The organism is Clostridium tertium (assembly GCF_017873245.1).
GTDB lineage: Bacteria > Bacillota > Clostridia > Clostridiales > Clostridiaceae > Clostridium > Clostridium tertium.
In genome coordinates this window covers 584,172-606,636 of sequence record NZ_JAGGJY010000001.1, presented here as the reverse complement: position 1 = coordinate 606,636, position 22,465 = coordinate 584,172, and the positions used below count along the sequence as shown (strand labels likewise).

The 22,465-nt window shown below is 27.9% G+C and carries 15 protein-coding genes and 1 riboswitch; of the genes, 3 read left to right on the top strand and 12 right to left on the bottom strand.

Translation table 11 applies throughout. The features are described 5' to 3' along the window. Positions 1–2: 2 nt before the first annotated feature. A complete protein-coding gene (locus tag J2Z25_RS02820) occupies positions 3–1,490 on the bottom strand; it encodes a sulfatase-like hydrolase/transferase (protein ID WP_209738174.1) in 1,488 nt (495 codons plus the stop codon). 157 nt (positions 1,491–1,647) lie between these two features. On the opposite strand from J2Z25_RS02820, the gene J2Z25_RS02815 reads away from it, so the two are divergent. Both J2Z25_RS02815 and J2Z25_RS02810 read left to right on the top strand, forming a co-directional pair. Next, complete coding sequence (locus tag J2Z25_RS02815; protein WP_209738172.1) at positions 1,648–2,517, top strand: AraC family transcriptional regulator; 870 nt, start codon at positions 1,648–1,650, stop codon at positions 2,515–2,517. Positions 2,518–2,666: 149 nt separating this feature from the next. After that, positions 2,667–3,425, top strand: coding sequence for a sulfite exporter TauE/SafE family protein (locus tag J2Z25_RS02810; RefSeq protein WP_245173032.1), 759 nt, complete (start codon positions 2,667–2,669; stop codon positions 3,423–3,425). Between the two features lie 357 nt (positions 3,426–3,782). Here J2Z25_RS02810 and J2Z25_RS02805 read toward each other — a convergent pair whose 3' ends face one another. Further along, a complete protein-coding gene (locus tag J2Z25_RS02805; RefSeq protein ID WP_342451332.1) occupies positions 3,783–6,800 on the bottom strand; it encodes a glycoside hydrolase family 2 TIM barrel-domain containing protein in 3,018 nt (1,005 codons plus the stop codon). A gap of 180 nt (positions 6,801–6,980) precedes the next feature. On the opposite strand from J2Z25_RS02805, the gene J2Z25_RS02800 reads away from it, so the two are divergent. Beyond that, positions 6,981–7,820 carry an AraC family transcriptional regulator gene (locus J2Z25_RS02800; protein ID WP_209738168.1) on the top strand — a complete coding sequence of 280 codons (840 nt, stop codon included), beginning with the start codon at positions 6,981–6,983 and terminating at the stop codon, positions 7,818–7,820. Between the two features lie 413 nt (positions 7,821–8,233). Here the strand turns inward: J2Z25_RS02800 and J2Z25_RS02795 are convergent, their stop codons facing one another. The 10 genes from J2Z25_RS02795 to add form a co-directional block, all read right to left on the bottom strand. Further along, complete coding sequence (locus tag J2Z25_RS02795; RefSeq protein ID WP_209738166.1) at positions 8,234–9,706, bottom strand: glycoside hydrolase family 1 protein; 1,473 nt, start codon at positions 9,704–9,706, stop codon at positions 8,234–8,236. A gap of 12 nt (positions 9,707–9,718) precedes the next feature. Then, the gene (locus J2Z25_RS02790) at positions 9,719–11,548 is read right to left on the bottom strand and encodes a glucose PTS transporter subunit IIA (RefSeq protein ID WP_209738165.1); all 1,830 of its coding nucleotides are present in this window, start codon (positions 11,546–11,548) and stop codon (positions 9,719–9,721) included. A 168-nt stretch (positions 11,549–11,716) separates the two neighbouring features. Continuing rightward, a complete protein-coding gene (gene licT, locus J2Z25_RS02785) occupies positions 11,717–12,562 on the bottom strand; it encodes a BglG family transcription antiterminator LicT (RefSeq protein ID WP_209738163.1) in 846 nt (281 codons plus the stop codon). Positions 12,563–12,727: 165 nt separating this feature from the next. Further along, positions 12,728–12,853 carry a hypothetical protein gene (locus J2Z25_RS18735; RefSeq protein WP_280915460.1) on the bottom strand — a complete coding sequence of 42 codons (126 nt, stop codon included), beginning with the start codon at positions 12,851–12,853 and terminating at the stop codon, positions 12,728–12,730. A gap of 154 nt (positions 12,854–13,007) precedes the next feature. Beyond that, positions 13,008–14,555, bottom strand: a complete 1,548-nt coding sequence (locus tag J2Z25_RS02780) for a carbohydrate-binding protein (RefSeq protein ID WP_209738161.1) — start codon at positions 14,553–14,555, stop codon at positions 13,008–13,010. A gap of 289 nt (positions 14,556–14,844) precedes the next feature. Further along, positions 14,845–16,503, bottom strand: coding sequence for a SulP family inorganic anion transporter (locus J2Z25_RS02775; RefSeq protein WP_242825271.1), 1,659 nt, complete (start codon positions 16,501–16,503; stop codon positions 14,845–14,847). Positions 16,504–16,722: 219 nt separating this feature from the next. Next, a complete protein-coding gene (locus J2Z25_RS02770) occupies positions 16,723–18,489 on the bottom strand; it encodes a methyl-accepting chemotaxis protein (protein ID WP_209738159.1) in 1,767 nt (588 codons plus the stop codon). A gap of 540 nt (positions 18,490–19,029) precedes the next feature. Further along, the gene (uvsE, locus tag J2Z25_RS02765) at positions 19,030–20,004 is read right to left on the bottom strand and encodes a UV DNA damage repair endonuclease UvsE (RefSeq protein WP_209738157.1); all 975 of its coding nucleotides are present in this window, start codon (positions 20,002–20,004) and stop codon (positions 19,030–19,032) included. 141 nt (positions 20,005–20,145) lie between these two features. After that, positions 20,146–20,769 (bottom strand): plasmid pRiA4b ORF-3 family protein, encoded by a 624-nt coding sequence (locus tag J2Z25_RS02760; protein WP_209738155.1) that lies wholly within the window; start codon positions 20,767–20,769, stop codon positions 20,146–20,148. A 211-nt stretch (positions 20,770–20,980) separates the two neighbouring features. Next, positions 20,981–21,970, bottom strand: coding sequence for an adenosine deaminase (gene add, locus J2Z25_RS02755; RefSeq protein ID WP_209738154.1), 990 nt, complete (start codon positions 21,968–21,970; stop codon positions 20,981–20,983). Positions 21,971–22,272: 302 nt separating this feature from the next. Continuing rightward, positions 22,273–22,372, bottom strand: a riboswitch (purine riboswitch). Positions 22,373–22,465 lie beyond the last annotated feature (93 nt).

The window sequence follows — 22,465 nt, the reverse complement described above, 5'->3', positions numbered from 1 at the left end:
CCTTAATTCTTTCTTCTGACTGCATTCTCCATTGGCAATCCTGTATTATAATCTAATTGCCTAGGCTCATACTCTTCATTTTCACGTTGTCTGGTATAACCTTCATTATCCCATATAGGAGTGATATTTTTTCTCCAAGGTCGCATAGACCATTGATATCCCCTATACAAATCACGTGTTTCATTCATATGATTAATGAGAATATCATGTAATTCATTTCGTTCTTTCTCATATGCTTCATCCATTATTAGATTATTTATCTCATAAGGATCCTTATCCAAATCATAGAATTCGTCCGTATCTAATAAATGAATTACCAACTTATATTTTTTGCTAATTGCAGCTCTCATTATCTGTAAACCACCAAATCCGTCATGATCTACTTCGTAGCGAGTAAATTCTGTAAAAACAACATCATTTATTTTCTCTGATGGATTATAGATTTGCTTCAGCATACTATGTCCTTCAAGTAATTTTGGAATAGGTAATCCAAAGTAATCCATTATGGTAGGAGCTAAATCAATATGAGAGGCTGGTTCCTTGCATACGAATTCCTTTATTCCCCCTTTTATAATCAGCGGAATATTAGCAACTTCCTTGTAAGCTGTAGCATTTTTTGAAAATAGCCTATGCGCTCCAAGCATATCTCCATGATCAGAAGTAAATATAACTAAAGCATTTGGTACAAGTTTATTAATCACCTCTAAAACTCGTCCAATTTCATAATCTACAAAAGAATTAGAACCTAAAAATAAAGATAATCCCTTAGAAGGTTTATTAATCTCCTCTTCAGTTGCATTGATATTATTTCCTGCCCATACTTGCTGCATGAAAGGCTTTTTAGATAAATCATCTTGGAAATTTGGACATCTATCAAATTTGAATCCATCATACATTGTATTGTATGGTGCTGGACACAAAGATGGGCCATGTGGTTCATCATAAGAAACAGTTAAAAAGAAATCTTGATCTTTAAATTCATTCAAAAATCTGATTGCTCTATCTGAACATCTGTGAGCATATGTAAAATCTTCAGAAAATCCTTCTTCATATGCTGTTTCTGGATTTCTAGATTTTACTCTTTCTTCTTTTGGTAATTCCTCCAAATAGCATTTCATATCATACCAATAATCTTGATTCCATCCTTCAGGACAAACTCCCAATCCAAAATAATCCCCACCATCTAAATGCCATTTACCAATATAACCACATTCAATACCATTATCTGTTAGCCTCTGACCAAGTGTTTTTACATTAGCACCCATTGCAATACTGTTAGATACCATACCATTGGTATGTGGAAATGTTCCAGTAAAAATCGCACTTCTAGCTGGTCCACATACTGGTTGACACGAATATGCATTTTCATATCTTATACCTTCATATGCTAGCTTATCCAAATATGGAGTTTTCATATCTAAATTACCATAACAACCTAACATATCTTTTCTTGTTGTGTCAGTCATCAAAAAAACTACCTGTCTTTTCAAACTTATTTCTCCTTTCATATTTAACAATATATATTTTTCTTTTTTTGCAATTTTATTATACTTATAGCACATAGATAATCCTATATCAGAAAATGTTTTCAATATGGACAATTCTGCTTTTCTATGTTATTGTATTCAAAAAAAGGAGGGTACGACTATGATTAATATTTCCGGACACTTAAGAAATCAACGAAGAATTATTGGATATAATGATAATAATACTCCATTAATGGTAAATTGTTGTGGTGAACAAATTTTTAAAACTAAAGATTATCATCAAGCTCGCTCCAATGGAAGGCTAGACTATCAAATTATATATGTACACAAAGGATCAGGGCATTATTTATTAGATAATGAATGGAAGTTATTATCTAGTGGTAATATCATCCTATTTAAACCACTGGAACCCCAAGTATATTCTTACTATGCTAAAGAGCAGCCAGAAATATATTGGATTCATTTTACTGGAGAAAAATGTGAAACCCTTATCAATAAATTTGAAATAAAAAATTGTTATATAGGAGAAAATTTAATATTAAAACAATTGTTCCAATCGATTATTACAGAACTTCAGCTAAAAAAAAATCGTTATGAAGATATTGTAGTAAGTAATTTATATTTTATGCTTGCTATGATTTCTAGATTGTCCCAAGCCGACCTTCTATCTATTGGAAATGATTTTTCAATAGATAGACTTGTAATTCAACTTAATCAAAAATATATGGAAGCATGGACTATTTCATCAATGTCTGACTATTGTAAATTGAGCGAAGGCTATTTTTCACATAAATTCAAAAAACAAATGGGCATTTCTCCTATGAGTTATTTAAATGAACTTCGAATAGAAAAATCAAAGGAACTTCTTGAAGAAGGAACTATGAATATTTCAACTATATCCTCTATAGTAGGTTTTCAAGATTCCCTTTATTTCAGTAAGGTTTTTAAAAAATCAACAGGAATGTCACCAAGCAAATTTAAAAAATATTTATTAGAATCACGTACACCTGAATGGTATTCTTCTACATGATTACTTAAAAAAGCAGAATTGTACATATAAGAGTCATTAAAATCTATAGCTTAAAAGCTGTACATTGCTATACTCATAAGTATATTTTAATTAATTAAAATAGAAAGTGAGGTAGCAAAATGGTATATATTATTATTATTTGTGTATGTATGTTATCATCAATCATTGGTTCGATATGTGGAATTGGTGGAGGAGTTATAATAAAGCCAGTACTAGATGCAATTGGAATCATGTCTGTAAAAACAGTTTCCTTTTTATCAGGTTGTGCAGTTTTGTCCATGTCAATAGTTTCATTAAGTAAGAATATTAAAAGCAAGAATGAATTTATATTTAATAAATTACTTGCAACTATCTTAGCATTTGGTAGTGTTATTGGGGGTATAATCGGTAATTCATTATTTCAAGATATCTTAAAATCATTTCCCGACAGCAATAAAATTGGGGCAATCCAGGCAATCATTTTATTAATCATTACATTAGGAACACTAATATATACAATTCATAAATACAAGATTCTCACCCTTAATATTGAAAGTAAACTAATAATATTCCTTATTGGACTAATCTTGGGGATTATGTCTTCTTTCCTTGGAATTGGAGGAGGCCCGATTAATTTGGTAGTACTATTCCATTTCTTCTCAATGAGTACTCGTGAAGCCACAATGTATTCAATATATGTAATTATGTTTTCTCAAATATCGAATCTTACATCCACAATAATAACTTGGAATATTCCCTACTTTGATGTCACTATTTTATTACTAATGATATTCTGTGGAATATTAGGTGGAGTTATTGGTAATGTATTGAGTAGAAAAATGAATAATGAAAAGCTAGACAAATTATTTATTGTTGTGATGTTGTTAATCATATGTATTAATATTTATAATATTTTCAAATATATTTAAATCAGGACCGCCAGTCAAATTAGCGGTCCTAATTATTTTATTCTTTATAATACTAAAGTATTGATCTGTGCGAGTAGCAGAAATAAAAAAACTCCATTGTAGAATTATAGTAGGCTTGCCAACCAAAAATATAATACAAGGAGTTATCCAATATGGATAATAATAGTACTATAATTGTAAATACCACATATTTTTTGCGCCAAAGTATAGCGCCCTATTAGTGGCAGCCATAAAAATATATGTTTTAAAAACTGTTTAGAGTGTGAGTAGCACAGCCGGTAACAGAGAATTATAGGCACAGAATAAACCACCCGTTTGACGGGTGGTCTTGATTATTTATTTCTATATTAAAAAGTATTACTTTTGTTCAAATCTTAAATAAAATGTAAAGTTTATTTCTTTTTCATTTAGTCTATATTTATTGTCTAGTTCCGGTCCGCAGCTATTTGAACCTATTCCACTTTGCTTATAATCAACTATCAGGTAAGTTCCATCATCTTGAATTAACTCATAATTATGATTTTTATTTGTTAACTCTTCAGTTGAAAAATGAGATACATTAAAACTAAAATCATCATGAGACACAACATAAATACTAGAGTCTTTATTATAAATTTTAACTTCCTTACATAAGCTTCTACTTCCATTTTCTTGAGGACGAATATAATCTTCATGCATTTTTGAAACACTTGTATTAAATCTTCCTAAATAGCTAGCATAATGCTTATCTTGATAATTTTCATAAGGCCCTAATCCAAAATAGCTTATACTTTCATAAGATTTATCCAATTTCATTTCAACCCCAAACCTAGGCAAAAAAGGTAAATTAACGTTCTTAATTGCATTAATTTCACATTTTATTAATCCATTTGGTAGTATAAACCATTTAACTATAATATCTAATATCTTTTCACGATATATAGGTATTAGACTTAAATGACTTGTAATTATTATACAATTTGTCATATTTTCTATTGTTGTTTTATATACTTTTGTTTCTACCCTATCAAAACCAGCTTCCATCCACTCAATCTTTATTTTCCTATCATTGTCAGTAGGAGCACGCCATATTTTAAAACTCATATAATCTTTAATAAATCTGCAATTTTGATTTTCTATTAATTTGAATAATGCAGTGCTTTTATCATAAACATAATTAAAATTTCCATTAGTTATATTTATTTCTTTTGATGTCTCATTTATTATGAACTTTTCTTCATCACTATTTACTTTTATAATAGATTTATATGAGTTAAGACTTTTTATATTATTAGGCCATATTACCTGGTCATGTCCTAATATCAAGTCTTCTTTATATAATAGAAAATCTAATTTTACAATGTATTCAAATAATATAGTTACAATTGTATTTGGTATTTCTGGTAAGTCTAAACTATACCATTTTTCTTCTCTTGCCTTTAAAGTATTAAGTAACAATTCTTTTTCAGTAATAATATTACCATCTGAAAAAAGCTTGTACTTAACTTTTAAAAAATTACCTACATCTTTGAAATCCATCATATTTTTTAACTTAACTTTTTTATTAATTTTATCTAACTCTACTACTCTTATAGGCCTATTAATATTTTGATATTCTAAAAGACCTGTATGAGGATTACGATCTGGATATACTAACCCATCAACACAAAAATTTCCATCATGAGTACTTTCTCCAAAATCTCCACCATATCCATACATTACCTTTCCTTCTTTATTTTTTCCTATATGCACAGCATGATCACACCATTCCCAAACATAAGCTCCTGCAAATTCGGGATGCTCTTGAATTAATTCATCATACTCGTTTAAACCACCAGGACCATTCCCCATTGCATGTGCATATTCACATAATATTAACGGTTTATCTATTCCCTTATTAAAATAATCCTTTATTTCATCAATACTAGGATACATACGGCTAATAACATCTATATTGCTAAAATCATTTTCTCTATTTTTATCTGCATAATATGCTCCTTCATAGTGTAATAACCTAGTATTATCTAGTTCCTTAGCCCTTATTAAACCATTCTCAAAATTGCACCCAAATCCTGATTCATTCCCAACTGACCACATGAAAATACAAGATCTATTCCTATAGGGAATAATAGAAGCTTCAATCCTATCTTTAATAACATTTCCATAAATAGGATCATTTGCTATCATATTATAGTTTTCAAGGTATCCTCGTCCATATAATTCAACAACTCCATGTGTTTCAATATCAGCTTCATTGATAACAAGAAATCCATATTCATCACACATCTCATAAAAAATAGGAGATTTTGGATAGTGGGCTGTCCTAATTGAATTAAAGTTATGCCATTTCATTAACATTAAGTCTAAAATTAAATCTTCCTTTGTCATTACATACCCTTTTAAAGGGTGACTATCATGATGATTCACCCCCCTCAACTTAATGCTTACCCCATTTAGCTTTATAATCTTATCTTCAATAGAAATTACTCTCATCCCAACTTTTTCCTTAATAACTTCATAATCTGTCTTAATTAATAAAGTATATAAATTAGGAGTCTCAGGATTCCAAAGTTCAACTTCTTCTATTTTTAGAGTAATACTATCATCTATCATAGATCCAGATATAATAATTTCATTTTTAGAATTTAATAAAAAATAACTAATTTTTGGATTCTCTACCTTATCTATAATTTTAAATGATAAAAATCCTATTTGTTTTTCTAGATCAATATCTGTAGTTATTTTATAATCTATAATCCTTGATTTAGAACGTTCTAAAATATATACGTCTCTAAAAATACCAGACATTCTAAATTTATCTTGATCCTCAAAATAAGTTCCATCACACCATTTTAAGACAAGTACTGCTATTTTATTTTTTCCTTCTAATACTTCTTCTGTTATATCAAACTCTGAAATACTATGAGAGACTTGGCTATATCCAATAAACTTACCATTTAACCATACATAAAAGCATGAGTCTACTCCTTCAAAATTTAGATGATAATCCTTGTCTTTAGAAAAGTCTTCTATTTCAAAATCCCTTGTATATAGCCCACAAGGATTATTCATTGGTACAAATGGTGGGTTAAATCCGATTGGATATTTAACATTTGTATATTGATGAGTATCATATCCATCCACTTGCCAGACAGAAGGAACTCTTATTAAATCAACATTATTATTAGTTAAGTCAATATTAATATCGAAATTTTCCAAATTATCGAAAATTTTAAATTTCCAGATTCCATTTAATGATTTAAATCTCTTTTGCTCTTCTCTGTCTATATTTTTAAGTGATTCATTAATACTTTCAAACGGAACATAATAACTTCTTCTAGGCATCATATTTACATGCAAAAAAGAAATATTTTCATGATATGAATTTAACAACACTTTTATTCCCCTTTCTTAAAAATAGATACATTACAATAACGAATAATAAACATATTTTTCGCTTTCAGAAAGCGTTTACTTAAGTACATTTATATTATAATTAATAATTGTTTACTTTAATATAGAATTATAGTGCTAAAACATGTTATAATGTTTCCAAAAAAATATTAGGAGGATGAAATGCAGATTTTATGGAAGAAATATAAAAATAATAATTTTGAAGCAAATTTAGATGAATGTGGAATTGAACAAAGTACACCAGGAATTGGTTATAATTATGAAGTAGTAAAAAATGCTGTTATACATTACATTTCAAAAGGTAGTGGAGTTTTTAAAATTAATAATAAAATATATACGCTAAAAAAGGGAGACGGGTTCATTCTATTAAAAGGAATGAATGTAGAATATATACCTTCTATTGATGATCCATGGAAATATTATTGGGTAGGATTTAGTGGACAAAACATAAATGAATATCTTAAAAGAACTTCAATCATAGATAGCTGCATTATTAACTTTAATGAAAAATCAAAAATTCCTAATACAATAATTGATATGTGCAATATTTCAAAAAAATATAATCAAACTTCTTCTGATGATATATTATTATTGAGTAAATTACATTTACTTTTATATTATATTTCATCAGAATTTCCTAAATCTTTTAAATACTCTAACAATCTAACTCATACTTATATTCAAGAATCTATTGACTTTATAAATAATAATTATATGAAAGCAATAACAGTACAAGAAGTAGCTAATCATGTAAGTCTAAGCAGAAGTTATTTATATAAGATGTTTATTAAACATCTTGGTCAATCTACTCAAAGTTATTTGATTAATATTAGGATGTATAAGTCTTCACTATTATTAAAAGAAACTAGTTTACCCATATCAGAAGTTGCAAATAAAGTTGGTTATAGTGATCCATTATTATTTTCTAAGGCTTTTTCTAAACATTTTTCTATGTCTGCTTCAAATTATAGAAAAATTCATCAAAAAAATAAAGAATATTAAATTTTATTTTAATTTGGAATCTTTTTAATTACTATGACATCATCATTTACTATTTTTTGTAATTTAAGATATCTCAATTTAATATCGCACTATTAAATTTTTTTAATTAGTTTTCAGTATATAAATAATTATTTTAAGTTCATTATTCACACCTTGAATAAATAATTCGTAAACTTATGTTTCTTTGCAAAAATAAATGTATTATACTACTATCCATATTTGAAGCCTCCTTATATTATAGTCGGCAAACCTACTATAATTCTACAATTAAGTTTTTTTATTTCTATTCGCCGATAGAATATATTTAGAACCACATTTTTAACCTATGATATTCAAAATACAAAAAAGTAGCTGATTATAATTTTATACTCAACTACTTTTTATAAAAAATTATTTATATGCTCTTTCTTATTTTATATATCTAAATCTTCACCATTAGAAGAAATAACCTTTTTATACCAATAAAATGAATCTTTCTTATATCTCTTCATTGTTCCATTACCTTCATTATCAAGATCTACATAAATGAAACCATATCGTTTTTTCATTTCTCCAGTAGAAGCACTAATTAAATCAATACATCCCCAAGGGGTATATGCAATAAGATTAACACCATCTTCTAAAGCCCCATCCATAGCTTTAATATGTTCTCTTAGATATTCAATACGATATTGGTCGTGTACTTGATTATCTTCTGTAAGTTCATCTACTGCTCCTAGACCATTTTCTACAACCATAATAGGCACTTCATAACGATTATAAATTTCATTTAAATAATATCTTAAACCAATAGGGTCCATTCCCCAACCCCATTCTGAATATTGGATATATGGGTTTTTTGATCCAAGGCTAAAATTACCTAACCCATCTTTAGCAACATTTTTATCAGCTGAAGTACAAGTAGTTGAGTAATAAGATAAACTAAAGAAGTCAACTTTTCCATTTTTTAAGTCTTGATAATCTTCTTGTGTACATTCTAAATTAACATTATCTTCTTTCCACAATCTTTTTGCAAACACAGGATATTCTCCACGTACCATAACATCTCCACAGTAATAAAAGCTATCTTGCATCTTCTTTTGATTTTCAAGTACATCTTCTGGAGAACATGTCAATGGATATGAACATGCTCCTGCTATCATACAACCAACTTGATATTCTGGATCAATGGAATGTGCACGTTGAACAGCTCTTGCACTTGCAACAAACTGATTATGTAAACATTGATAGTTTCCTGCTATTTCTTCTTTTGACATATTAGGAATAAACTGCTTAAACATTAAAAGACTATTAATTTCATTAAATGTTAACCAATACTTCACTAATCCCTTATACTCATTAAATAATACTTCAGTATATTTATCAAATAGTGAAATAAGCTTACGATTTTTCCATCCACCTAACTCTTCTTCTAAGTAAAGTGGCGTATCATAATGAGAAATTGTAACTAATGGCTCAATATTATGTTTTTTAAGTTCTTCAAATACATTACGATAAAAATCTAGACCTTTTTTATTAGGCTTATCTTCTATTCCATTTGGAAATATTCTTGACCATGAAATAGACATTCTAAACATTTTAAATCCCATTTCAGCAAACAGAGAAATATCTTCCTTATAATGGTGGTAAAAGTCAATTGCATTGTGATTCGGATAATAATATCCGTCTAAAATAGCACCTTTTGCATCTTTGGGATATGGTGTGAATTGAGGAGCTAATCCAGTATCGCCATTAGGTAAGCGATAAGTTATTCCACGTGGTGTTGTAACTGTTCCAGCAGTTGTAACATCTGTTCTTGCTAGTCCTCTTCCATCCATATTATAAGCACCTTCACATTGATTTGCAGCAGTTGCACCACCCCAATAAAAATTCTTTGGAAAATTCATTTTATATACCTCCTAATGTACTACTGTAAAAAGCTCATCTCCAGCTCTTACATTTTTATTATTTGTTTCTATAATATCTAGATAATTGTCAGTATTAGTAATAATTATAGGTGTTTCTATACTATACCCCTCTTTTATAATCTGTTCTGTATCGAAGGTAACTAATAAATCTCCTTTTTTAACTACATCTCCTTGTTCTACAAAACTTTCAAAATACTTTCCGTCTAATTGAACAGTATTATAACCAATATGAATAAGAATTTCACATCCATTATCCGATACAATGCCAATAGCATGCTTTGTAGGGAATAATGTACGAACTGTTCCATCAAATGGAGAAACTATTTTTCCATCAATAGGTCTTATAAGAACACCTTTTCCTAATGCCTCACATGCAAATGCTTCATCACTTGATTCTTTTAAAGATGCTAAATCTCCATTTGCAGGGGCAAAAACAATTTCTTGTGTCACCTTTTGAATTTTCTTATTTGATTTTTCTTCAACTATATCATCTTTATAAATTAAGTAAGCTAATACAAAAGAAATAGTAAAGGAAACTGCTATAGCTAGTATAAGTGGTAATATTTGTGGCCCATTTGGATTTAATAACCCTAATAAACCTATAACTCCCATACCTGTATATGTGTACATCATTATATTTCCAAAGTAAACAACTACTCCTGATGCTGCTGCACCAATACAAGAAATAATAAACATTTTAATACGAGGTAATGTAACTCCATAAATAGCTGGTTCAGTAACTCCAAATATTCCTGAAATAAATGCTGGTAAAGCAATTGATTTTAACTTTATATCTTTAGTTCTTAAATAAATTGCTAAAACAACACCTATTTGAGCAAAACATGAGAAGAATGTAAATGCCATTAATTGGCTAGGAATTCCTTGCATTAAATCCATGAATGGGAACATAAATAATACTCCATGCACACCAAATAATACAAATACTTGATAGAATCCAGCTAAAATAGTTCCAGCAATTATTGGACTAACTTTAAGTAAGGAATTGATTCCAGTATTAATTCCTACTCCAATTAAATTTGCTATAGGTCCAATTAAAACAAATCCTATAGGAACAACAATTATTAATACAATTACCGGTACAATAAAATTACTAACAAGCTCTGGCACATATTTTTTGAAAAATCTTTCTAAAGGTGCTGCTGCTGCAACCATGAATACAACTGGTAAAAAAGTTCCGGTATAAGTAGCATTAAATACATGTCCAAATAAATTAATATCTACTCCATTAATTGCTGGATAACACATAATTGCTCCAATAAGGAAACCTAAGAAGGAATCCATTTTTAATTTTTTTGCAACATTAAATCCAAGCATTAGTGGTAAGAAGAAGAAGATTGCATCTCCAATTGCAGTAAGAAGAAGATATACTCCATCTTCTGGTGTAATAACGCCTAAAAAAGTTAATAAAGTTGTCAACCCCTTAACAATACCACTAGCACAAATCATATTTAAGCAAGGTCCCATTCCACCCATAACTACACTTAAAACACGATTAAATAAACTTGCTTTTTTTTCTTCAACTTCTCTTAATTCTTTTCCACCGTAAGGTTTCATTCCAATTTTTTCACAAACTTCAGCATATACATGTGGTACATGTTCGCCAATAACAACCATATATTGCCCCATGGCTTTCATAACAGTAATTACACCATCCATATTTTTCAAAATACCATCATTTGCGATACTTTCGTCTTTTAAATTAAAACGCAATCTAGTAATACAATGCTGTAAGCCTATAATATTTTCTTTTCCGCCGACATTTTTAATAATATCATCAGCTAATTTTGAATATTTCCCCATTTTTTTCTTTACCTCCATTTTAACTTATCATTTAAAAACTGAAGGTTTAGCCAACTTAATGTTACCATCCAAACTTAAAATTAAATTTTATAATTTAATATTGCCTTTAATCACATCCTTTCATAATAATACTAATATTAAAATACCTATATAGGTATTTTAACTAAATTAAAGTTTTGTTTTATAAATAACCCGTTCAATGTGAATTGTAAGGTATAACTGTTCTTCAAGAGATAATTCATAGTTATATTTACTTTTTAAATATTCATTAATTTTTCCTACACATTTATACGAAGTATTATATTTTACTTTGACTACATCTAATAATCCATCACTACTTCTATCATCAATTGTTTTGCCCAAGACTAATCTTTGAGCAAAAAATTTAAGATGTGTGATAAAACGATAGTAATACACTGAATTAATATCAAATTCAACTCTAAAATAGTATTTAACAATATTCGATATTTCTTGCATAATGCGAGTTATATCAAGTATTTGCTCCATATTACTTTCATCCATTTCTGCATTAACAATATGTAATGCAATAAATCCCGCTTCGTCATCAGGTAATCTAACACTAAATAATTCTTCAATCATATCTAACGCATTCATACCAATTTCAAATTCGTCCTCATAAAAACGCTTAATATCCCAAAGCATAGCATTTTTAATAGGAATTCCTTCTGAATAACGAGAAAGAGAAGTATATATATGATCACTTAAGGATATTATTAAACTATCGTTCAATTTTTTTCCTAGCTTTGTTTCTGCCAGTTTTATTATTTCATCTGCAATTTTAACATGATCTAGTGGTATATTTAATAGTAACTGTTTAAATTTTTCATTCATACTCTGATCTTTTAAAACAAAAACTTTATTCACATGTTTACTATCAACTTCATCGCCAACTTTCTTTTTAAAAGCGAGACCTTTTCCACAAACAACACACTCTTCCCCATCTTTATCCAAAGTAATTATTACATTATTATTAAGTATTCGATGTATTTTCATATTACTATCCTCCAAAACAAAAAAAGACCAATTCATAAGCAAAATAAGATACAAAGTACCCTTATTACTTATAAATAGGTCTAGCTCGTACTAAACAATTACCATCCTAATTTATATTACTGAAATTATAATAACATAACATTATGATCTTTGCAATCATTTTCTTTAATAATTTTTATTATAAAAGGTTCTTTTTATATCTATTATTACTAAAGCTAAAGTAGAATCATTATGCTTATTAATAAACTGATTTATATCTGTTAATTCTTCACTTAATATAAAATAAATCATATTTATAAAAAATGAAGGAAGAGAATTATAAAAGTTATCCCTAAATTAAACTTAATATAATTTCATAAGATAAAAAAGAAGTAGTTAATTGAAAATTTCCAATTAACTACTTCTTTTTAAATTTATATATTAATTTTTTGTTATTCTAATTATATTACAACTGTTTCCATAAAGTAGGAACTGTTCCTGGTAACCATCCCATATGTGATGTGTGAGCATATATACACTCATAAGTTTTTCCTTGATAAGTTACCCTATCTCCTAATTTGTAGCTAACTCCTGATTGCCACTCTTGTACTGATGGTACTTCAACTTCTTTAACTTCTACTACACAGTTTGCTGAAGTTACAGCTGCACCAGTTGCATCTTTAACTGCTACTGAATAAGTATAGGTTCCATAAGCCTTATTTGTAAAATCCTTTTTAATTGTTTGAGCAGATGTTAATCCTGATGTTAATGAGCCTGTTGCTATAGATTTGCCATTTTCAAATAACTCATATGATGTTGCAGTATTATAAGCTGGAACATCAATAGTTAATGAGTAGCTTTTATTAGCAACTGCTGATGCTTTAACTGATGCCGCTTTTAGTGATGGTTTTTCTGGAACTACTTCAGATAATGAATCAAAAAATGGTCTATAACTCTTAACAAATTCTTTATTGTTTACGTTATCCCAATTTATTGACCAAGCCATTATACCTCTAAGATTTGGATATTTCTCTCCTATCATTTTATAAGAACCACCATAGGATTGTCCTTTTATTAAATAATTTAAAGCTTTAAGCATTTCTGTTGGTGGGATATAGCCTGAATTTGGATTTAATGTTCCTTTTTGTGAAGCTGGAACACCAATTACTACTTGCTCTTGCTTTAATGGAGCAAAGAAGCTATTTTTTGATGCTCTTGTTTGGAATCCTTGTAATAGCATTTCTACCATAGCAACTTGAAAATCTGATGTTCCTTGATTATAGGTAATTCCATCAAGAGCCATATTTCCTCCACAGTTATAATGTTGAACTTGTAAATAATCAAGTTCATTTCTTACTGCATCTATAAGTGGAAGATATGCTCCCCAGTTAGTTGCATAACCAGTATTACCACCTTGAACATATGATAATTCTGGAGCCATACTTATAATGAAATTGTCTCCGTATTTTTTTACTAAGTCCTTAATAATCTTAATAAAATTAACTATTTGAGGTGTAGTAGGATTTTTAAGGTCTGTATCTCCAGGTTGAAGTATCATTCCACTTCCACCTTCAAGATCAATGTCTATTCCATCAAATCCATACTTGTCTATTAACCCTGTAAGTGATGTCATAAACTTTTCCCTTGCTGCATCTGTTGGAACTTGAATTGTACCTTCTGCACCGCCTAATGATAAGACTACTTTCTTACCTTTACTTTGTACATAATCGATATCAGCTATGAATTCCTTTTCATCATAAACTGGATGTAACTCTACAACTGCTCTATCAGTATAGGTCTCTCCAAATGAAACATTTATTACATCCCAAGCTGGATCTACGTCTCTTATTTTAACAATTCCAGCTCCATTATCAAAATTATGCCAATAACCAACAAGTAATCTTCCATTACCAGCTATGTTGGTGTCAGCTTTAAATTTTGAACTTGGCGTAATAGTCATTATTATTAGTGTAACAATAAACAGTGATAAGATTTTTTTGAAATTTTTATACATATTATCCCTTCCCCTTATATATACCTAAAAAATTATTTATCTTCTGTCTATCACTATATAATATTTATTCTTTAGATATAATTTCTAAGATACTATATAAAACCACCTCCAAATTTAAATAAAATAACTAATCGCCCTTACTTATATTTTACACACTTTTTATAATATGTAAATATTATACATAATATATTTTTAGTATATATTATAAAAAAATAATGGACTAACCTAGTTATTTTTCAGTTAGTCCATTTTACTTACTTTTTACTTATTTCATACTATCTAGTTTTAATTATGCTATTAATGTTTCAGCAGTTTTAATAGCTTGATCTGCGCTCCAGAAAATCATATTACTTCCTAATTTTTCTGCAAATCCAGATTTATCAATTAATTCCTTAACTGGTTGTTGCAACCCACATAACATTATCTTACAGTTTCTATTTTCAACTTCCTCAATCATCTCTGATAATGCTTGTAATGCTGATGTATCAATTAAAGGAACTCCTCTCATTGATAGTATTATAACTTTTGCATCTTTAATTGATAAAACTTCATTTTTGAATTTTTCAGCTGTTGCAAAAAATAAGGGACCTGTAAAATAAACAACTTTTATATTATTTAAATTATTACCTTTAAGAACCGCTCTATCTAATCTTTTTTCATCTACTTCACTTATTGATATATCCATATTTGATATCTTAACAATAAATAGAAGGCTAGAAAAAATTACTCCTATTAATATAGCTTGAGTTAAATCTAGTGCTACTGTTGCAAACATGGTTATCAAGAATTTTAATATAGCACCTTTGAATCTTTTAGAAAATATATACTTTATGTTTTCCCATTCATTCATTCTCCAAGCAGTTACCATTAATACACCTGCAAGAGCTGCTAGTGGAATATTAGACATAATAGGAGCTAATAAGAACATAGATAACATTAAAAATACGGCATGGAACATACTTACCAATCTAGTTCTAGCACCTGATTTAATAGCAACACTCGTTCTTGCAATAGCTGCTGTTGCTGGAACACCTCCAAAGAAAGGAATTATAAAATTACCAATTCCTTGTGCAATTAGTTCCCTATTTGCATCAAAAGTATCTCCTTTCATTTTCTTTCCAACTTCACCACATAATAAACTTTCAATCATAGCTAATGCAGCTATACTAATTGCTGGTACTAATACACTTTTTAAAATGTCAAGATTAAATGAACTGATGCTAAGTCTATCATCTAAAATCAATTTTTGCGGTATATCTCCAATTATATCTACTGGTAATTTAAATATCATATTTATTGATAAGGCTATTATTAATCCAATTAAAGATGATGGTATTATATTATTAAGTTTTTTTGGCCATATAAGCATGATAACAACAACTAATATTCCTATTGAAAGAGCATACCAATTTGGGTTTAATGGTGTACTAAAGAAATTTAATACCTTTATAGCTGCTGATTCAGATGATTTAGTTGATACACCAAAAAAATTATCTAATTGTCCTATTGCTATTATTAATGCAATACCTGATGTAAATCCAGTAACTACTGGTGTTGGTATATATGATACTACTTTTCCTAATTTCAATATTCCTGCTAAAATCAGAATTAATCCAGCTAATGCTCCAGCTATCCATACCCCTTCTAATCCATACTTTTGAAACAAAGCAACTAAAATTGCACTCATAGCTCCTGTTGGGCCTGATATCTGAAATGATCCTCCAGATAAAGCACCAATTACTACCCCTGCTAATATAGCAGTTATCAAACCTGCTGCTGCTGTTGCTCCAGAGCTTACCCCAAAAGCCAATGCTAATGGCAATGCTACAGCTGTAACTGTTATACCTGCCATTAAATCTTGTTTAAAATTTAACAAATCATATCCTTTGAATTCATTCTTAATGTCCTTAATATAACTTTTAAGCATTATATTCATTCCCTTCTTCATACTTTATTCATATGTTTGTCCATAGGTATTTTAACTCTAGTTAGAAAATAATACAAGTTATGTTAAATTATAATATCGTTTACTATTTAAATATATTAAAAATCCAGTAAAATTTTATTATTTTACTGGATTATTTTTTATTAACTTAAAATATATTATATTTAATTTTTTATTTTATAATGATTTTATTAAACTTAAAATAATTATAAAACTAATTATTTATATATTAAACTTTTTAACCACTTCATTTAATTTTTGAGCAAGCTCTGCTTGATTTTGAGCTGTTTGTGAAACTTGTTCAATTGCTTTTGTAGTTTCTTTCATACTTTTTCTAATATCTTCTGCCTTTTCGCTAGATTCTTGTGAGGATGCTGCCATATTTTGTACAGCATCACTAACTTGTCCGACTGTTGCTGTTATCTCTTCAGACATAGCAGCAATTTCATTAGACATCTGGCTTACAAATTCTGAGTCATCATGATACTTCTTACCTGTTTCACCATAAGCATCTAACTGTAAATTTACATTAGTGTTAACAAATTCTAGTATATCATTGCCAGCTTCAATACTACTTTTAAATGCATACTGTACTTTTAAAATTGTTTCTTGAATACTTTTTACAGCATCAGCTGACTGTTCTGCTAATTTTCTTACCTCATCTGCAACAACTGCAAACCCTTTTCCTTGTTCTCCTGCTCTTGCTGCTTCAATAGCTGCATTTAATGCAAGTAAATTAGTTTGTTCAGCTATACTTCCTATAGTATCTGCCATAACTTTTATACTTTCAACAACCCTACCATCTTCAATTGCCTTTTCCATTTTTTCTTTCTTTTGGGTATATACTTGTCTTGTTTCATATATAGCTTTTTTACTGCTCTCTTTTACTTCTATAGCTCTTTTCTTTGCAGCATTTGATATATTACTTCCATCCATAGATTTAGAAGATAATATATTTATACTTGCATCAACTTCTTCAATTGATGCGCTTATTTCTTCTGTTACAGCTCCAGATTCCTGTATTCCTGAAACAATAGTATCAACAGCTTCATCAATTATAACAACTTTAGAAAACAGTTCTTCTACTGTTGCTGAAAGTTCTTCTGAGGAAGCTCCTATATTTTCAGAATCTTCAATGATCAACTTTACTAAGTTACTTACATTTTCCTGTGCTTTATTTAATGCATTTGCAGTCTCTCCAAATTCATCTTTACTTTTAACATTAATTGAATGACTAAAGTCATAAGAAGATAATCTAAGTGCAAAATCCTTTATTCTAATAAGTGGATTTGTTATTTGATTGCTTAAAATGAAAGCTAAGATTATAGCTATTATTAATGATCCTATAAGTAAAAATATGTTAATAACTATTCCATTTACTAAGTCTTGCTTTACTATTTCTTCTCTAATATCTATTACTTCAGTTATATCATCTATGTAATTTCCAGTTCCTATTACCCAATTAAATGGCTTATACAGCTTACTATAGCTTCTTTTAGGAGATGATTCTGTTTCACCAGCTTTAGGGAACCAATATTCAGTATATCCTCCTTCATCTTTTTTACCATTTTCAATTATGTCTTTTATCATATAGTTTCCGTTAGAATCTTTATCATTAAGTCTATTTTTCCCTTCAGTATCATTTCCTAAATATACAACATTTACTCCTTCAATAGTATCTGCCCAGAAGTATCCCTCTTTCCCAAACTTTAAATTCCTTAACAAATCTGCACTTTGCTTTTTAGCTTCATCATCTGTCAGTTCTCCAGTTTTAGTTTTTTCGTTAATTGTATCTATCATGGAAATAGCAATTTCTACTTGCTCCTTAATTCTAGAATCATAATCATCATTTAAATTTTCAATTTGATTATCTAATAATTTATTATTAGTTTGAATACTTTTAAAAGTCATAGTAATAGTTATGATAATAGCAGTTACTAGAGATATAACCATTGTAACAATAATCAATTTGTGCTTAACCTTTTTCATAAATAGGCCTCCTTTTATGTAAATACTCGATTTATAGTTTCATTTAAAATGAATATTTAATAGTAACCTATACTAACCCAAATAACACTCTAAATAAAATCAAAGAAAAATATTATTATTCTAAAAATGTATATATTTTAATACTATTATTCTATATGTTTCAGATATTTTTGATTTTCTCTTATATAAATATTCGTATGATAAAGATTAAACTGTACTATAAAATATATTTTATTTATATATTTTTACAAAGATTGTAAAACTTAAATTTATAATTCTGCATTAGTAAAAAAATCACATTATTTTTCTATGTAAATATTAAAATAACTATATAAAAATAATGAAGTAATTATTTTTACATAGTTATTTTAATTCTAAAAATTTATTTAGCTTTTTATCTTCCATATCATGTTGCATAACTCTGCATATAAAGTGTATTAATAATATTGTAAAAAAATTAAAGATATTAAAATATACCCACTCCCATATATTAAATATGTGATTTACGATATAAGTTTTTTATATTGAAGCTTTATATACCTATATATTTAAAGTAGTTTCATCAATCCATTTGTATTCTGGCTTAATTTCTCTTATATCATTAACTAGTTTAAATAAAGCAACATCTTTTTCTTTACATTCTAACATTATATCTACATCAATATTAAAAATTTTTAAAATTTCTAGAAATTCTACAAATTTATATGGATTTATAAAATCTGAATGTTTCTTATCAACTTTATCAGTTAAAGTTGTATCTCTAGGAGATGAAAAATGCATCTTAGGTGGTAAATCTTCATTATTCCAAGTATTTAGTATATCACCTAAAATATTCACTATATCATCGCCTTCATTATTACAATTATGGTGATGAATATCTAAAACCATAGGTATATTTAGTATTTTACATAAATTTAGAGTTTCTGTAGCCGTATATGTTTTATCATCATTTTCTATAATTAATTTCGTTTTTAGATTTATGGGGAATTTATTAAAGTTTTTAATAAATCTCTCTATTGCAGCTTCTTTACCTCCTGTTGCTCCACCTACATGAATAACCATTTTTCCTTGCTTATAATTCATATCCTCAAACCATTCAACTTGTCTCATTAAATTTATTAATGTATTTTCAACAACTTTAGGATTATTGCTATTTATAACATTAAACTCATCTGGGTGAGTATCAACTCTCATATTAGACTCTCTTATAAGCTTTCCAACATATTCAAAATCCTTTTTTAATATTTCTCTATGCCCCCAATATCCAACTTCAGGATGAGTTACTAAAGGTATTAAAGCTGATGTTATTCTATAAAAATGTATATTATTTTTTATATTATATTTTAATAATTCTTGTAATGCATTTAAATTTGATAAAGCCACTGTTTTTAGTTTTTCTAACCTTTTTTCTTCTGATGAAATTTTATTATAATTCGTAAAAGTAACAGTGCTAGAGCTTGTTATCTTTTTTCCTAATACATTTGAAATAGCAACATATCCGAGTCTTACTATCATAAATATTCTCCTTTTAAATTATTTAACATTAGTATTCCCTGATATAAATTTTTAATATATAAAAATACACTAAGAAGTAAACTTAGTGCATTTAATTAATTAATTAATTAATTAATTAATTAATATAAAATTAGATTTAATTTAAATATTATTTATTTCTTTCATAAGGATATTAACACTTTCAATATCAAAAACTTCTTTATAATTTTGTTTACTTGCCCATAAGGCTACATTTTCATAGTCAGGATGGTTTTTATCATTGATTACTTCTAAAAATTCTATATATTCTTCTATTCCCCCAATATCTTCAGGTGGACAATTTCCTTCTGCTTCAACGCATTTAGGATAATCATCCACATAATCTTCAATTATTTCTTCTAAAATTATATCATGCTTCCAGTAATCACCAAAGTCATATACATACTCAATTTTATTACTTTTAATTAAATAATCATCTATATTAACTTCATTACTAATCACTGGCCTAATTTTAAGCTTATTCTTTATAAATCCCTGAGGATCATTTTTTTCATTTAATTTTAATTTAGAATAAAATTCATATTCGGAAATGGCTTCTTTATCACAAGTGATTCTTAAATTATTTTCCTTAATATTAAAATCATATAAATAACTGTTGCTCCATCCCATGGACTGCTGAATTATATTATGTAATTTTTCAAAGCTAATATTAGAAGGAACTATAACCCTCCTATATATCAATGGTTCACTATCTCTTAGTTCTATTTTTATCTTATATGCTCTCATAATCTGTATCCTTTTCTTATATTTTTAAAGTATCTTTATATTTACGTCATTTATTCCTTTAATATTTATTATATTGATATTTTAATGATTTCATAGTTGATTATATTTCCAATTACATAACTGAATAGTACTAGTTTTAACTTTAAATCAAATTGAAAATTTTCTTAGTCCAATAATAAATACCCAAGAGGTATTTCCCCTGGGGCATTTATTATATGGCTAGAAGCATTGCCTTTGTTTCATCATCACAAAATGCTGCATTTACACTATTTATATAAATTTTCTTATAATCATCTATATCAACTTTAAAAGTTTCTACTAACTTACTTGTTTCTTGATTTAGGTTTATATTTGAAACAGTTCTGTTATCTGTACTAAGATTAACTTTAATGTTATCTTTATGATATTTGTAAATAGGATGTTCTTCATATGAATTCACAGCTTTTGTATCTAGATTACTCTTTGGGCACATTTCTAATGTTATTCCATTTTCTTTTACTAATTTATAGGCCTCATCATCATTAAATATATATACTCCATGTCCTATTCTTTCCGCTCCTAAAAGGTTTATGGCATCCCTTACATTTTTCCCAAATCCAGTTTCTCCTGCATGTATTGTTATTCTAAATCCCTTTTCTTTAGCAATCTTCATTGCTTCTATATACTCATAAGCAAAATCTTCTCTTTCTGATGCTGCTAAATCTATTGCTACGACACCTTTACCAAGATATTTTTCGCTAGCATTTATAGATTCATACACATGCTCTAAGTCTAATCCTCTAATACAAGAAATTATAACATTTCCCTTTATGTCATATTTATTTTCCGCATCTCTTATTCCATCTATAACACTTTCTATAATTTCCTCCAAGGCTAGTCCCTTTTTTGTATGAAATATTGGTGCAAATCTAACTTCAATGTATTTAACATTATCTTTTACAGCATCTTCTAATAGCTCATAAGATGCCCTTCTTAAATTTTCTTTTGTTTGTAGAACCTCATTTGGTAAATCAAATCTCTTTAAATATTCATCTAAAGAATCACAATCCTCTTCAACAGTTAATAGATTTTTAACGTAATCATAATCATAGCTTTCTAATTGAATATTTTCTTTTTTAGCAAGCTCTATAACTGTCTCAACTCTTAAGCTACCATCTAAATGACAGTGAAGCTCTATTTTCGGTAAGTTATTAATATCCATAAAATTAGTCCTCCTTAAAATTCTTATATATGTAAAAAATAATCTTCTCAATATGCAAACAAACTACTTTAATTTTTTACCTTCTTTTATATATGTATTTTATAAAAACGATTGGAATCTTTATTGGTAAATGGCCTAGTTATAATTGAAATTAAATTCAAAAATCTATTTATATCAATTATTAGATATTAATACTTAAATCAATATCTTAAAATTAACTAAATGTTTTAGAGCAAATCAAGAATATAGTATTAATTTAAATATATTTAGGTATAAAAAAATTCCTGAAAACGAAGAAATCACAAATAAAATGATTTCCTCGTAATCAAGAATTATTGGTTCTTGGTAGAGACCCCTAAACCATATCATTAGGGTTATACGAAGATATTTAATATATCCTTATTTAAATTAATATTAATTCTAGCATATATACATAAATAGTCAATATAAAATTTTGACGTATTATATCATAATATTGTCACTATTTATATATTA